The organism is Streptomyces sp. 796.1, assembly GCF_047525675.1.
Lineage (GTDB): Bacteria > Actinomycetota > Actinomycetes > Streptomycetales > Streptomycetaceae > Streptomyces.
The window spans coordinates 60,111-73,851 of the sequence record NZ_JBLIWA010000032.1 but is presented as its reverse complement, the minus strand read 5'-3'; the positions used below and the strand labels follow the sequence as shown (position 1 = coordinate 73,851).

General features: G+C 77.0%; 10 protein-coding genes. 4 read left to right on the top strand and 6 right to left on the bottom strand.

Annotated elements, in window-relative coordinates; genetic code table 11:
- Positions 1 to 47: 47 nt before the first annotated feature.
- The 4 genes from ACMA1D_RS21720 to ACMA1D_RS21705 all read right to left on the bottom strand — a co-directional run bounded on the left by ACMA1D_RS21720 (position 48) and on the right by ACMA1D_RS21705 (position 5,665).
- On the bottom strand, positions 48 to 887 hold the full coding sequence (locus tag ACMA1D_RS21720) for an N-acetyltransferase family protein (RefSeq protein WP_414725681.1): 840 nt from the start codon (positions 885 to 887) through the stop codon (positions 48 to 50).
- Positions 888 to 974: 87 nt separating this feature from the next.
- Positions 975 to 1,595 carry a bifunctional DNA primase/polymerase gene (locus ACMA1D_RS21715; protein ID WP_414725680.1) on the bottom strand — a complete coding sequence of 207 codons (621 nt, stop codon included), beginning with the start codon at positions 1,593 to 1,595 and terminating at the stop codon, positions 975 to 977.
- On the bottom strand, positions 1,592 to 2,665 hold the full coding sequence (locus tag ACMA1D_RS21710; protein ID WP_414725679.1) for a DUF4331 family protein: 1,074 nt from the start codon (positions 2,663 to 2,665) through the stop codon (positions 1,592 to 1,594). The genes ACMA1D_RS21715 and ACMA1D_RS21710 overlap by 4 nt, the downstream gene beginning before the upstream one ends.
- A gap of 996 nt (positions 2,666 to 3,661) precedes the next feature.
- On the bottom strand, positions 3,662 to 5,665 hold the full coding sequence (locus ACMA1D_RS21705; RefSeq protein WP_414725678.1) for a helix-turn-helix domain-containing protein: 2,004 nt from the start codon (positions 5,663 to 5,665) through the stop codon (positions 3,662 to 3,664).
- Positions 5,666 to 6,731: 1,066 nt separating this feature from the next.
- On the opposite strand from ACMA1D_RS21705, the gene ACMA1D_RS21700 reads away from it, so the two are divergent.
- Genes ACMA1D_RS21700 through ACMA1D_RS21690 form a run of 3 tightly spaced genes read left to right on the top strand, consistent with a single transcriptional unit; the run spans position 6,732 to position 9,739 of the window.
- On the top strand, positions 6,732 to 8,300 hold the full coding sequence (locus ACMA1D_RS21700) for a hypothetical protein (RefSeq protein WP_414725677.1): 1,569 nt from the start codon (positions 6,732 to 6,734) through the stop codon (positions 8,298 to 8,300).
- Positions 8,301 to 8,360: 60 nt separating this feature from the next.
- Positions 8,361 to 8,540, top strand: a complete 180-nt coding sequence (locus tag ACMA1D_RS21695) for a hypothetical protein (RefSeq protein WP_414725676.1) — start codon at positions 8,361 to 8,363, stop codon at positions 8,538 to 8,540.
- Positions 8,537 to 9,739 (top strand): Mu transposase domain-containing protein, encoded by a 1,203-nt coding sequence (locus ACMA1D_RS21690; protein ID WP_414725675.1) that lies wholly within the window; start codon positions 8,537 to 8,539, stop codon positions 9,737 to 9,739. Before ACMA1D_RS21695 ends, ACMA1D_RS21690 begins: the two co-directional genes overlap by 4 nt.
- A gap of 367 nt (positions 9,740 to 10,106) precedes the next feature.
- Here ACMA1D_RS21690 and msrA read toward each other — a convergent pair whose 3' ends face one another.
- Entirely contained in the window at positions 10,107 to 10,766 is a 660-nt protein-coding gene (msrA, locus tag ACMA1D_RS21685; protein ID WP_414725674.1) for a peptide-methionine (S)-S-oxide reductase MsrA, read from the bottom strand.
- A 214-nt stretch (positions 10,767 to 10,980) separates the two neighbouring features.
- Positions 10,981 to 12,090: a hypothetical protein gene (locus tag ACMA1D_RS21680; RefSeq protein WP_414725673.1), complete on the bottom strand. Its 1,110-nt coding sequence runs from the start codon at positions 12,088 to 12,090 to the stop codon at positions 10,981 to 10,983.
- A 243-nt stretch (positions 12,091 to 12,333) separates the two neighbouring features.
- Here ACMA1D_RS21680 and ACMA1D_RS21675 point away from each other — a divergent pair, with 243 nt between their 5' ends.
- On the top strand, positions 12,334 to 13,500 hold the full coding sequence (locus tag ACMA1D_RS21675) for a cystathionine gamma-synthase (protein WP_414725672.1): 1,167 nt from the start codon (positions 12,334 to 12,336) through the stop codon (positions 13,498 to 13,500).
- Positions 13,501 to 13,741: the final 241 nt, after the last annotated feature.

Here is a 13,741-nt window from a genome sequence, read left to right as displayed (position 1 = left end):
CCCGCGCCCAGCCGTCCCGCCGCCCGCCGTGCGGCCCGCCGCGCCCGCTAGCCAGCCACCGCAGGTGCCCCGCTCAGCAGTCGGCGGAAGCTGATCCGGTCGTGGCCCGGGCCGTCGTAGTCGCGGTGGACGGGGACGCCGTCGCTCTCGTAGTCGCCGCCGTCCGGTACGAAGCCCATGGCGTGGTGGAAGGCGATGGACGGCTTGTTGGCCGGTGAGACGATCGCCCGGACCTCAGGCCGGCGGGCCGAGGTGGCCCGGGCGAAGAACCGCCCGTACAGCGCCCGGGCGATGCCGTGCTGGCGCAGCCCCGGGTGGACGCCGACGAAGTGGATGTAGGCGGTGCCGGGCCGGTCCGGCGAGTGGAAGCCGATCAGGAAGCCGGCGAGCGGCCGGCCGGGGCGGTCGCCGGCGTCCGCGGTCCGTAGCCCGCCGGCCGCGTGCAGCCCGGCCGCGGCGGACTCGTCCACCCACAGTGCGCCGTCGGCCGCCGGGCCCGCCGGTCGGGCGCCGCCCGGGTGCCCACCACCCGACCGCGCCGGGGGTAAGTTTCCGGCCACGCCGGCCGCCACGCCGGTCGCGCCCCCGTCGACCGCCGCGCCGACCGCGCCCACGCCGCCCGGCGCGGCCCCCGCGGCCCCGCCCGACTCGTGGCCGGGGCCGGCGGGCCCGCCGCCGGCGGCGCGGCTCCCGGCGCCGGCCGGTGCGTCGGCGCCCTCCAATATCAGGCTGGTGGCAGCGAAGTGCTGGAGGAAGAGCCGGGGTAACAGCAGGGACAGTTCGCGGGCCTCGTCCGGCGTGCGGGTCCCGCCCCACCAGGTCCTGATCGCCGCCACGATCGGTGCGTGATCCTCCTCGCGGGCCTGCCGAAAGGTCAGTCGTGCCACTGGTTCCTCCCCGTACGTTGGTGCGCTCGTGCTGGTCGGGGGCGAAATGCGGCCCCCTCCGTACGACGCCGTAAGGGTGCCGGGGGGTTACCTGACCCCGGCGTACGGCTGACTCTCGACGGTCGGGCCGGTGCACCAGCCGACGGTGAGCCGGGCGGTCTCCAGGGCCGCGGCCAGCGGGCCGAGCTGGCCGCGCAGCCGCTCCACGGGGGCGCCGGGACGCACCGCCCAGGCCGGCCCCGCGCCACCGGCAACGGCCGCGGCGGCCGGCCCGGGAACGGCGATCGGCGTGCCCGCGCCGTGGTACTCCACGTCCCGCGCGGCCGGCAGCCCGCCAAGCCAGCGGGCCGCGCCGCGCGGCAGCAACAGCCGCATCCGGCCACGCGCGCCGTCGACCAGGGTCGGGAAGAGCACGGGCCGCGGCCGGGCCGGGCGGCGGGCGCTGCCGGACACCGCCGGGTGCGCGGCCGGCCCCGGCCTGGCGGCCCTGGCCGCGGCGAGGCCGCCGACCCGGCGCCGCAGCAGGTCGATGACCTCCATGCCGGTCCGCAGGTCCAGGGTGACCGCGTCGAAGGTGCGGCCGGTGGCGAGCGACACGCAGCACCGCGGGTCGGCCTGCCAGCGGGCGCGCACCGCGGCGGGATCGTCCGCGGCGGCCAGCACCCAGCGAGGGGTGCGGGCCGCCGCGGTGGCGGAACGGCCGGTCACCGTTCCGCCTTCGACGGGGCCAGGTAGGGGAAGACGTCACGCGGCACCCCCGTAGCCGCGCTCGCGTCCAGCCCCATGCTGACCGGCGCGCCGAGCACCAGCGCGAACATGGCCTCCGGGGTGCAGTCGGTGAGGGCGCGCCCGTTGCGCTGCTCCCACCCGAAGTGGGCCTTGCTGCCCACCTCGTACCTGAGGATGTCCGGCAAGAGCAGGTCGCGCACGTGGGCGGCGTGCGCGGCGGGGTCGGCGACCGCGCCGACGGCGGCGGCGCCGCGCTCCACGGCAGCCTGCACCTCGGCCCCGTACCGCTCCCGGTCCTCGCCGGGCACGGTCGCGTTGAAGTCGATGTGCCGGTCGGCGTCTTCGAGGACGAACAGGGTGTTGAGGAGCGGGGTCGCGCAGCGGTTGATCTGCCGCCAGCCGCCCGCGTCGGTGGCCAGCACGCTCACCCCCCACACGCCGATCTGCTGGGCGCCGGCCAGGTCGGCGTCGGGCACCTCAAGGACGATGGCCTGCACGTCGGTGTCGGCGAACAGGTTCTTCGCCTGCCGCGGGTCGAAGTCGGCCAGGTCGGGCGCCGTGCCGTCGGCGAGCGCGGTCTTGACCGCGGTGACCACCGTGCCCTCGATCCAGAACGGGTCGCCGGCCTGCCCCGCCCACGCCCGCAGCCCGCCGTCGGCCTCGCCTCCGGGCCCGTCGCCGGCCGGCCGCACCAACTCCGACGGTTCCCCGGTCACCCCGCGCAGCAGCACCGTGCCGGCGGCGTCCCGGTCCCGCGCCGCCGCCCCGTCGAACCGGCGCAGCTCCCACCGCTGGCTGCCGCGCGTGCTGAAGGGCGCGAAGGCGATGGGCGCGAAGGTGAACCGGTACGTGATGTCCTCGACGCCGTCCCCATCGGTGTCGATCTTGATCTCGTACAGGCTCTCGTCGTCGTGGAAGCCGCCCGTGCCGGAGAGCGGGTTGATGTTGAGGACGAAGACGGTGCCCCGGTCGCCGCGGAAGACGTAGAGGTCGCTGATGTCGAGCCGGGGGTCCTGGCGGGCGAGGAGCGAATCGTGGTGGTGGCTCATCAGCGGTCCTGTCTGCTTCGAGGGTGAGCTCCGACCGGGCACCGGCGGGCTGCGGTGGCGGGGCGCAGCGGCACGGATGGGGGGAGGGCCGCGCGCGCCTCATCAGGGAGGGGTGAGGTGTGCCGCCGGACCAGCCCGCCGGGGCCTTGGCCTGGACATTAGGCGCCCCTGCCGCACGGAGGCGAGGAACAGAGTGCACAGTCATTGCGGTTGCTGGTTGCCCACCGACCGGTGATTGAAGGACGTACGGGTAACGAGCCGCCGAATCCGCCGTCGCCGCAGGTCAGCCCCGCTGGGACAGGGGCGGGCCGACCGGCCGAGACGAAATCGATATCCGGGCCCGCCCCATGGCATCTTTGCCCCGCCCCGACCCCGCCCGACCAGGCGCTGTCCCGGCCCACCGGGCCCCGCCCCGGTGGAGACCAGGCCGGGACACCTACCGGTGCGCCTGCCCGCCGCCCGCAGGCGCGCGGGCGCTGCCACTGGGCAGGGGGAAACCGTGGGTCCCGCCCCTCCCGGGCCGTCGGTCTTGACGGGTGCGGGGTGCGGTGACCCGTTCACCGCGGGGCGAGCGCCTGCCGGGTCGTCCGCAGCGGGCGTGCGGGTGTCCGGTGGGGGCGTGCTGCCGCTGGGCGAGGGGTTACCCCCGGGGCGGGGCCCGTGGCCGCGTACCGGGTGGTCGGGGCGCGCCGGCGGGGCGGACGGGGGGCGGGTCGCCCGCAGCGGGCCTTCGGGTGTTCGGCGGGGCCGGGCATGGGCTGCGTACCGGCGATCCCGGCCGCAGACGGGGCGGGTCGCCCGCAGCGGGCCTTCGCGGGTGTTCGGCGGGGGCCGGCCGCCGGCTGCGTACCGGCGATCCCGGCCGCCTGCCGGCCGTGGGCCGGGTGTACGGACCGGTCACCGCGGTTCGGTGGCCGCGGGCCGGCGCCGCGGACCGTCGCCCGCGGGCCGCCCCCTTGCCCCGGCCCCCCACGGGCCAGGGCTACGACGCCCCGCTCACAGCGAGCCGAGCGCCCGCATCGCAAGCCACAGTTCGTGCTTGGCGCTCGGGGCGTGCAGGAGGGAGCGGCCCAGGGCCTCTTCCGCCCTGGTCAGCCGCTTGCGTGCGCCGGGCAGCGAGATGCCGAGCGCGCTCGCGGCCGGCGACAGCTTCGCGTCGGCCCGCAGCCAGGCGCGTACCGTGTCGGTGCCCGACGGCAGGTTGGCCCGCTCCAGCGGCCTGAGCCTGGCCCGCGCCCACACCTCGACCGCGGGGGTGGCCAGCAGGGCCTCCAGGGTCGGCGTCGGCTGCCGGGCGGTGGTGGCGACGGGGACCGAGCGCAGTTGCAGGGCCAGCCAGGCCGCCGACTGGCCGGCCAGCCGGTCGAGGCGGAGTTCGAGGAGATCGCCGATGAGCCGTACCCGGGCGGCGAGCGTGTTGCGGTGGATCTTCAGATGGCGGCTGGCGGCGCTGCCGAAGGTCAGCCAGGAGCCGAGCGTGCCGAGCAGTTCGTCACCGCCGGGGTCGGCCCGCCGCGGCGGCAGGTACGTCACGCACGGCGCCAACAACTCCCGCGCCCAGCGCACCCCCTGCTCCACCGCGAGCGGCGACAGGTCGGAGTCGCGCTGGAAGCTGGCCCGGCCGCTGGGCGCGGTGCGGGCCACGGCCAGCGCGTGGAACGCCTGCTCGTAACCGATCGGGGTCTCCCGCAGCGGCACCTCACCACTGACCCCGATCACGCACTCGGGCACCCGCTCGGCGATGTCCCGGTCGAGCCCCCGGATGCCGGGCGCCACCGGCCTCGCCCGACCGGCGCCGGACGGGGCGGTACGGGGCGGGCCCGGACGGGACGGGGGAGCATCGGCCGGGCCGGGGCGGGGCGGGGGAGTACGGTGCGCGGCGCCCGGCAACTGCCCGTAGGCCGCCAGCAGGTCGGCCGCGCAGTCACCGCCTTGGGCGGCGGGCCCGGGGAGCGCGCCGGCGGCCGACGGGGCCCGCCCCACCCCGGCCGTCACCTCGGCGCCTGCCTCCTCGTCCGGCGCGGGCTCCGCCTCCGACGTGGCCGGCACCAGGGCGATCAGATGGGTCGGCCGCACCGGGCAGGGCACGATCCACGCCCGCCCGCGCGCGGCGTGCTCGATCCGCTCGGCGACCTCGTACCGCCGTTGGTCGGGGCACTCGATGACGTACACGTACGCGAGTTGGGGCAGCGGCGGGCGCAGCGCGGCGGCGATCCGGTGCGCCGCCGGCACGCTGCCGACCATCAACAGGTGCAGCACCGCCTCCCGGCTGTGCGCCTCCGCGGTCGCCACCCGCAGCCGGTCCCGCTCGGCCTCCTCCAGTCGCCAGCACAGCCCGAGCGTGCGGGCCGCGTCGGCCAGCAACACGTGCGGGCGCTGCGCCCGCGGCCCCGGGGCGGCGTCAGTGCTGTGGGCGGTGGCGCCGCCCGCGGTCTCCGTGGCGGCGTCGGGGGTGATCAGGACGAGGTAGGGCGGCGGCCGGCGCGGACCGCCCTCGGCGCCGGGGCCCGCGCCCGCGGCCAACGACACCAGGAACACGGTGCGCGACCCGGCGGTGGTGCCGGACTGCGCCGTCTGGCGAGGGGCGACGACGGCCGGGGGGCGCGCCGCCTGGCGGGCGTCGTCGGTGAGCGGTTCGGTGAGTGGTTCCGCGAGTGGTTCGGTGAGCACCGCGGACGGGGTGCCGCGCCGGTGCAGTTCGACGACCGCGTCGGCCGCGGCCCGCAGCGCGGCGCTGGCCTCGGGGGCGGGCGCGACCGCCGGCTCGCCGTCGACGTCGAGCAGCGTCACCACACCGCCGGTGCGGTGCGCGAGCCAGTCCAGGATGGCCCGTACGGCGTTGCGCCTGGTGGCGAGCCGGGACAGGGCCAGCACGTCGTCGGCCCGCTCGGGCCCGCGCTCGGCGCGGCCCTGCGGCCCGGCGCGCTCGGCACGCCCGTCCAGAGGGGTGTCCGACTCCTGCTCGGCCCCCGTGTGCGCACGTGGCGACGCCCTGTTCATGAGGCACCAGGTTAGTCGTGTCGAAGTCTGGTGCGCGAAAGAGGAGAGCACTCCGCCGAACCGCCCACCGGGCCCGCCCCACCAGCCGGCCGGTCTTCCCGTCACGGCCCCGCTCCCGCCCCGGGGTCAATTCCAACTCCCTTGCCAGAACGGCCAGTTAGTGGATCTTGCGGCGCGGTGGTCCCTCCTCGTGCCGCGTGCGGGCTCGTAGGGCGGGCTCGTACGGGCCGGCTCGTGCGCGTCGGTGCGTACGCGTCCCTGTGCGCGCGTGCCCGTGCGCGCGTGCTCGTGCGCGCGTGCTCGTGCGCGCGTGCTCGTGCGCGCGTGCTCGTGCGCGTGGGGGCGGGGCTCCCGGCGGCCGGTTGACGGCCTGGCGGACGCGGGCGCTGCGGACGGGACGGGGCCCGGCGCGGGTGGACCGACGGGCGGCGGGCGGTGGGGGCGCGGCCGGCCCGGGGGGCGTTTCGGGGGCCGCTTCGGGTGGGGGGTCGGGCGCGGCCCGGCAGTGCGGCGCTGGGGAGCGGCTGGGAGGCGGGCCGGGAAAGGAGCGGGCGGCGGGCCGGGGATGGGGGTTCGTGGTGCGACGGTGGGTGACTGTCCGGCGTCCCGGCCCGCGCGCCGGACGGGGTGGGTGCCCGGGCGCCGGCGGCCGGCGGCGCGGACGCGGCGGGCGGACAGCGCGTGCGGGCGAGAACGCCGCCCCCGGCCTGCTGCCTGCCGCGCCGCCGGCCACCGCCCCGGAAGGGCGCCGTTCACCTGCGGAAAGCGGGAGGAACCGGGGCGCGGGGGCCGGGCGGTGGGGCGGGGGGCGGCTGTCGTGCGGGTCGGCGTACCGCGTTCGACGGATGCGTCCGCGGGGCTCGCGGTCGGCCGCGCGGTGGTGCAGGCTGTGGGCCTGCTGTGGGTGACGCAGGGGAGTTCCGTGACCGGGTGCCAGTTGAGAGAGCCCTGTTTACGCGCCGGTGCGGCCAACAACGCGCCGGGTGAAGGGGGTTGCACGGCCCTGGACGTTCGTGTTCGATGCGTGCACCGCCAGTTCCGTGAGCCGAAGGGGGAGGAACTCACCGTGACGGCGTGTGTCTCCGCCTGGGTTGCCGTGCGCCGCTGTGCGTCGGCCTCGCGACGTACGGCCTTGCTGCTGTGCGTCGTCGGTGGATTCCTCGCACTCGCGGCGGTCCTCGCGGCCCCGGCCCACGCCAGCCCGCACCCCAAGCCGCAGGGCGAGCGCTCAGCCCCGAGCGACCCGCCGGGCCAACGCCAGACCAAGTCCCCGACCGCCGCCCGCACCACGGGCCAGGCGCACGCCGCGCCGCAGCGAAAGCAGCGCACGACGGAGCGGGGCGTGGGGGCGGGTGCGGGTGCGACCGGCGTCGCGGACGGTGGTTCGGTACGCGGCCGGCAGGCCGCCAAGTCGGCCAAGGCGCACGGGAGTTCGCGTACCGCGCCGAACCGGTCGAGCAAGGCGGGTGGGGCGCGCGAGGCGAGCAAGGCGACGCACAGTCCGGTCGCCGGCCCCGGCCCCGCGCAGGCCGCCCCCGGCAGGGGCGCGGGCCCGCACGGCAAGGCCGCGGCGCACCCGGGCGGGCGTGGCCACGCCAAGACCAAGGGCGACCACACTGCGACCAGGCCCGCAGAGGGCAAGGCCCACGACCGCGGGCAGGGGAACGGCCCGGGGCGCGGCAAGGGCCCGGGACGCGGCCACGGCCTCGGCTTGAACGACCGTCCGGGCCACGGCCTCGACTTGAACGACCGCCCGGGCCACGGCCTCGGCGACCAAGGCCGTCCGGGCCACGGCGGCGCCAACTCCGGCCGTGGCGAGGGCCCCGGCCGGGGCGACCACGCCGGCCCGGCCCACGGCGAGGGCCCCGGCCGGGGCGTCCGCCCTGGTCACCGCCCCGCGGACAACGGCCGTGACCACGCCCACCAGCAGGGCGCGGGACCGCACGGCGGCGCGAGCCACAACAGCGGCGCGTCCCACAACAGCGGCGCGTCCCACGACAGCGGCAAGGACCACGGCACGGCCCACGGCCAGGCCCCGCACGGGCCCGCCGCGCAGCACGCGCCCCACGGGCACTCCGCCGCCCCCGCGGCCCCCGACCAGCACCCGGCCACGGAAGCCACCGCGACCACCGCGGCCACCGCGGACTGCGCCGCGCACGGCGCGGGGCGCCACGGACCCTGCGTCCCGCACGGCGGGCCGGCCGGGCCGCGCCTCGCCCGCTCCCTGGCGACGTCCCTCGCCTCGTCCCTGGCCACGTCCTTCGCCGCGCCGACGATCCCGCCCGTCGCCCGGGCCGTGCCCACCGCCGACGCCCCGCACGCCGCGCACCACCCGTGCGGCGGCGCGGTCCACACCCATCGGCCGCACGACGGTTCGGGGTGCGACGGCCACCCGCACGCCCCGCACCAGGCGCCGTGCGGCACGCCCGGCCCGGCCGGGCCCACGGCCCCCGGCGCCCAGTCGAACTGCGGCCACAACGGCGGCGGCGACCACTCGTCCAAGCGCGGCGTCGACAAGGGCGCCCTGCCCGCCGCCGCCGACCTCCAGCCGCCGCGCACCGCGGACGGCCGCCCCCGCGACACCGCGTCCCCGCTCCACGAGCGCCCGCACGACGTCGTCGAACACCCCGGCTGACCCCGGCGCGCCACCGCGCGCCGACCGTCAACCGTTCGTTCGAGACAGAGAGCACCTGCCATGTTCACTCGTGAGCGCTTCGCGCCCCGTTCCGGGATGCCGCCCGTGCACCCGGACCCGCTCGACCCCACCCCGTACGCCGCCCTTGACGCCGCTCCGTACGCGACGGCCCACTCCGCCCCGTACGCCGCCGCCCCGTGCGCCACGGCGTACCCCGCCCCCGCGGGGGTGGCGGCATGAAGATGACCGATCGCGAGATCATCGAGATCCTGGTGGCCTACGACGCCACCGAGAGCGTCTACTCCGCGGCCCGCATCGTCGGCTGCGACCCCAAGACCGTCCGCCGCTACGTCGCGGCCCGGGACGCCGGACGCCCGGTCACCGGCCCCTCCCGCCGGTCCCGGTTAGCGGACGCGTACGCCGAGAAGATCGAGGAGTGGGTGGACCGCTCCGAAGGGCACATCAGCGCCGTCCGGGCGCACGAGCGGCTGGTGCGGATGGGCTTCACCGGCAGCGAGCGCACCACCCGCCGGGTCGTCGCCGAGGCCAAGTCCCGCTGGCGCAGCGGCAGTCGGCGCATCTACCGGCCGTGGGTCGCCGAGCCCGGCCTGTGGTTGCAGTACGACTGGGGGCCGGGGCCGCTGGTGCCGGGCCCGGACGGGGAGCCCCGCAGGACCGCGCTGTTCTCGGCCTGGCTGGCCTGGTCCCGCTACCGGGTGGTCATCCCCTGCCGTGACCGTACGCTCGGCAGCCTGGTCTGCTGCCTGGACTCCACCCTCACCACGCTCGGCGGCGCCCCCACCTACCTGCTCACCCGGCTGCGCCCGGACGGCGGCACCCGCCACCCGGACGTGGTCGCCGCCGGCCGGCACTACGGCATGAAGGTGCGCACCTGCGTGCCGCACGACCCGGAGGGCGGCAGCACCCAGGCCGGCGTGCGCGTCGCCGCCGCCGATCTGGCGCCCACCGACGCGGACCTGCGGCGCGAGTACGCGTCCTTCGCCGAACTCCAGGCCGCCTGCCAGGAGTTCGGGCAGTGGTTCAACGGCCAGGTGCGGCACTGGCAGGGCCAGCGGCCGGCCACCGAAGCCGAGGTGGACCCGGAGCAGGCGTCCGAGACCGCCACCCCGGCCCAGCGCCTGGCGGTCGAGCGCAACCGGCTGCACCCGCTGCCGTCGGCCCCGTGCACGCTCGGCATCGGCCAGCAGGCGCGGGTGGGCGAGCGGGACACGGTGGCGTACGACATGGCCAGTTACGCCGTCCCCGCCGACCTCGTCGGCAACCAGGTGTGGCTGCGCGCCACCCGTGGTGAGCTGGTCGTCGTCGCCGACCTCGCCGCCCTGCCGAACCGCCCCGCCCACCTCGCCGGGGCGGACGGTCTGACGGAGGTGGCCAGGCACCGCATATCGCGCGCGGTGGTGCGCGGCGCCCTGCACTAGCAGCGGCCCCCCACCAGGCGCGACCACCGCGCCTCGCAGATCTGCCTGACCCGTACGACCCGCGCGTCCGCTGCCGTACGCGGACCAGTCGGTGAGCCGGCCGGACTCCGGAGGGGTGCCCGGCCGGCGCACCGCAGCCGCCGACGGTGGGACGGGGGGCGGTGGGCGCGCGGGTGGCGGGTTGGTGGTGCGGCGGGCGGTGGGCGGTTTCGGCGGGTTGGCTCCGCCGGATGTGCCACCGGCCCCGCGGACCGAGGTCCACGGGGCCGGTGATGCCGGTGGCACCGGTCATGCCGATGGTGGTGTCGTACGCCGTGCGCGCGAGCACCGCGTGGCGCGGGCCCGCTGCGGGGCGGTCCGCTGCGGATCAGTCCGCCGCGCGGGCCACGCCGATCGGGCAGGAGACGCCGGTGCCGCCGATGCCGCAGTAACCGGCCGGGTTCTTGTCGAGGTACTGCTGGTGGTACGCCTCGGCCGGGTAGAACGGGCCGGCCGGCAGGATCTCGGTGGTGATCTCGCCGTACCCGGACGAGGTGAGGACCGACTGGTAGCCGACGCGCGAGGTCTCGGCCTCGGCCGCCTGGTCGGCGGAGTGCGTGTAGAGCGCGGAGCGGTACTGGGTGCCGACGTCGTTGCCCTGCCGGAAGCCCTGGGTGGGGTCGTGCGACTCCCAGAACAGCCGCAGCAACTCCCCGTACGACGTCGCCTTCGGGTCGTACACCACGCGGACCGCCTCGGTGTGCCCGGTCAGACCGCTGCACACCTCCTCGTACGTGGGGTGCGGGGTGTGGCCGCCCTGGTAGCCGACGAGGGTCGTCCACACGCCGGGGGCCTGCCAGAAGATGCGCTCGGCGCCCCAGAAACAGCCGAGGCCGAAGTCGGCGACCAGCAGGCCGTCCGGGTAGGGGCCGAGCAGCGCGTTGCCCAGCACGGTGTGCCGCTCGGGCACGGCGAACGGCCGCTCCGCACGGCCGCCCAGCGCTTCGTCGGCGGACGGGAGCTGGCTCTTGTGGCGGTTGAACAGCATCGTGTCTCCAGTCGGGGCGGGCGTTCGGCCGCCCGTATAACGCGTGGTGCCCGGCGGGCATTCCACGGTGGCGCCGGCGGCGGGCTGGCGGGCGGGTCGGTGGTTGGGCCGGTGGACGGCCCTCGCGCGGGCGCACGCGCGGGCGATGTCGTACGCAGCCGAGGACCGCCGCGGGAGCGCGGCAGACGTACGCGCGCGCACCGCGCGCGAGACGTTACGGCCGCGGCTCCTGCGGCAGCGTCGCCGCCGTGCCGCCCGCGCTCTCCCAGCCGGCGACGGCCAGCGCCCGGTAGGCCACGTACGCCTCGGCCGGGTCCGCCTGGTACGACCAGGGGAGGGCGCCCACGTGCCCGTCGACCAGGCGGAGCTGGACGATCGCCTCCGCGTACCGCTCGGCCCGGATCAGGAACCAGGCCAGCAGGTGCCGCACGTGCGGCAGCACCGGGTGGTCGGCCGGCGCCCGCTGCACCGCGAACAGGGCGCCGTCGATGGCCCGGGTGACCACGGCGCTGCGGTACAGGCCCTGCACCAGGTTGGCCTCCGGCAGGTGCTCGAAGACCGCGAACAGCGGCAGCGCGGGCAGCAGGCTCTTGTCACCGGCCGCGCCCGCCGCCCGGTGCGTGAACGCGTCGGCCAGCTCCTTCGAGCCGTGCCACTTCTCGCTCCAGTACGGCAGCGCGGCCAGGTGCGCGCCCATGTGGTCCGGCGCCCGGTCCTTGACCTTCGCCCACAGCTCCTCGAAGTCGGCCCTGCGGTAGCCGAGGCCGCGCGCCACGTGCAGCTCGACCAGGTACGGCACCGGGTCGCCGGGGGCGAGCAGCGCGGCCTCGCCGCAGACCGCGCGGGCCTCCTCCAGGATCATCGTGAAGTCCTGCGAGCCCGGGTCGCGCAGCGCCTGCCGGGCCAGGAACTCCGCCTGCACCGCGGCGCCGCCCGGGTCCTTGGGCGCCTCCACGCGCCAGGTGCGCAGCCAGACGCCGCCCCGGCCCGGGTTGCTCGCCAGGTCGTGCACGGCGGCGCCGGCCAGCGTCTGCACCCGCTGCCAGCGCAGCTCGGAGGTGGCGTCGGTGTGCGCGAGCAGCCGCGACACCGGCCGCCAGTCCTGGCTGGCCGCCACCTCCGACAGCGTCTCGGCCAGCTCGTCGTCGCGCCCCGGCAGCCGCACGTCGAGCTGCTCGATGGGCAGGAAGCCGTACGCACCCGGGTCGGTGGCCCGGTGCGCGGCCGACACCGCATCGCGACCGCCCCGCCGCCGGCGCAGCGCCGGTACGACCAGCACCCCGACGACCATGGTGATGGCGATGAGGATGAGCAGAAACTCCATGACCCGTCCCGTGTGATGTCGTGGGCCGAGCCGCCGTCGGCACGGCCCGCAGCCCGCTGTCCAGGCCACCGCCCGGCCCCGGCGCCGCCGCCCCGCGCGGGGACTGCGGGCCCGTCGGGCGCGGGCCCCGGCCCGCCGGTGGCCGGTGGGGCCCGCTGAAGTGGCCTGTTCCCTACAGCGTAAGCGCGCCGTTCGGATGTGTGGGGCGGCAGCCTCCCGGGGCGGCGCACTACGCTCGAACCCATGACTGACCACCTCCCTCACCAGCACGCGTCCCAGAACTTCGAGACGCTCGCCATCCACGCGGGGCAGGCCGCCGACCCGGCCACCGGTGCCGTCGTGCCGCCCATCTACCAGGTGTCCACGTTCAAGCAGGACGGCGTGGGCGGGCTGCGCGGCGGCTACGAGTACAGCCGGTCCGCCAACCCGACCCGTACCGCGCTCGAAGAGAACCTGGCGGCGCTCGAAGGCGGCAGCCGCGGACTCGCCTTCGCCTCCGGGCTCGCGGCCGAGGACACCCTGCTGCGCGCGCTGCTGGTCCCCGGCGACCACGTCGTCATCCCGAACGACGCCTACGGCGGCACGTTCCGCCTGATCTCCAAGGTCGTCGAGCGGTGGGGCGTGCAGTGGTCGGTCGCCGACAGCTCGGACCCGGAGTCGGTACGGGCCCAGATCCGCCCGAACACCAAGCTGATCTGGGTCGAGACGCCGACCAACCCGCTGCTCGGCATCACCGACATCGCCGTCATCGCGGAGGTGGCCCGCTCGGCCGGCGTGCGCCTGGTGGTGGACAACACCTTCGCCAGCCCGTACCTCCAGCAGCCGTTGGCGCTCGGTGCCGACGTCGTCGTGCACTCGACCACCAAGTACATGGGCGGCCACTCCGACGTCGTGGGCGGCGCGCTCATCACCGCCGACAGCGCGCTGGGCGAGGAACTCGCCTACCACCAGAACGCGATGGGCGCGGTCGCCGGCCCGTTCGACGCGTGGCTGGTCATGCGCGGCACCAAGACGCTGGCCGTCCGCATGGACCGGCACAGCGAGAACGCCGCCCGGATCGCCGAACTCCTCGTCTCCCACCCCAAGGTCGCCCAGGTCTACTACCCGGGCCTGCCGGACCACCCGGGCCACGAGATCGCGGCCAAGCAGATGCGTTCCTTCGGCGGCATGGTCTCCTTCCGCGCCGCCGGCGGCGAGCAGGCCGCGATCGACGTCTGCAACCGGGCGGAGCTGTTCACGCTCGGCGAGTCGCTCGGCGGCGTCGAGTCCCTGATCGAGCACCCCGGTCGGATGACGCACGCGTCCACCGCGGGCTCCGTCCTTGAGGTCCCCGCCGACCTGGTCCGCCTCTCGGTGGGCATCGAGTCGGCCGACGACCTGATCGCCGACCTGACGCAGGCGCTCGGCTAAGAACGCGCTCCCCAAGCGCTCTTGTACGGCCCGGGCCCGGTGTTCTTCCGGGCCCGGGCCTGCTGCTTGTGGGTTCGGGGCTTGGCTCCGGGCCCGTGTGGGGTCGGCGTCTGGGCCGGGCCCGTGTGGGTTCGGAGCTTGGCTCGGGGGCGCCGCCGGCCAGGCCCCCGCTTCGGGGCCGCGGCCGGTCGCGGCGCCGGCGGCCGGGCCCGCCGTGGGCCGCCCGGGGGGGGGGGGGGGG

Coding starts and splice junctions, on each gene's coding strand:
- ACMA1D_RS21710 (WP_414725679.1), bottom strand. CDS start 2,665: ATGAGCCACCACCACGATTCGCTCCTCGCCCGCCAGGACCCCCGGCTC.
- ACMA1D_RS21705 (WP_414725678.1), bottom strand. CDS start 5,665: ATGAACAGGGCGTCGCCACGTGCGCACACGGGGGCCGAGCAGGAGTCG.
- ACMA1D_RS21695 (WP_414725676.1), top strand. CDS start 8,361: ATGTTCACTCGTGAGCGCTTCGCGCCCCGTTCCGGGATGCCGCCCGTG.
- ACMA1D_RS21690 (WP_414725675.1), top strand. CDS start 8,537: ATGAAGATGACCGATCGCGAGATCATCGAGATCCTGGTGGCCTACGAC.
- msrA (WP_414725674.1), bottom strand. CDS start 10,766: ATGCTGTTCAACCGCCACAAGAGCCAGCTCCCGTCCGCCGACGAAGCG.
- ACMA1D_RS21680 (WP_414725673.1), bottom strand. CDS start 12,090: ATGGAGTTTCTGCTCATCCTCATCGCCATCACCATGGTCGTCGGGGTG.
- ACMA1D_RS21675 (WP_414725672.1), top strand. CDS start 12,334: ATGACTGACCACCTCCCTCACCAGCACGCGTCCCAGAACTTCGAGACG.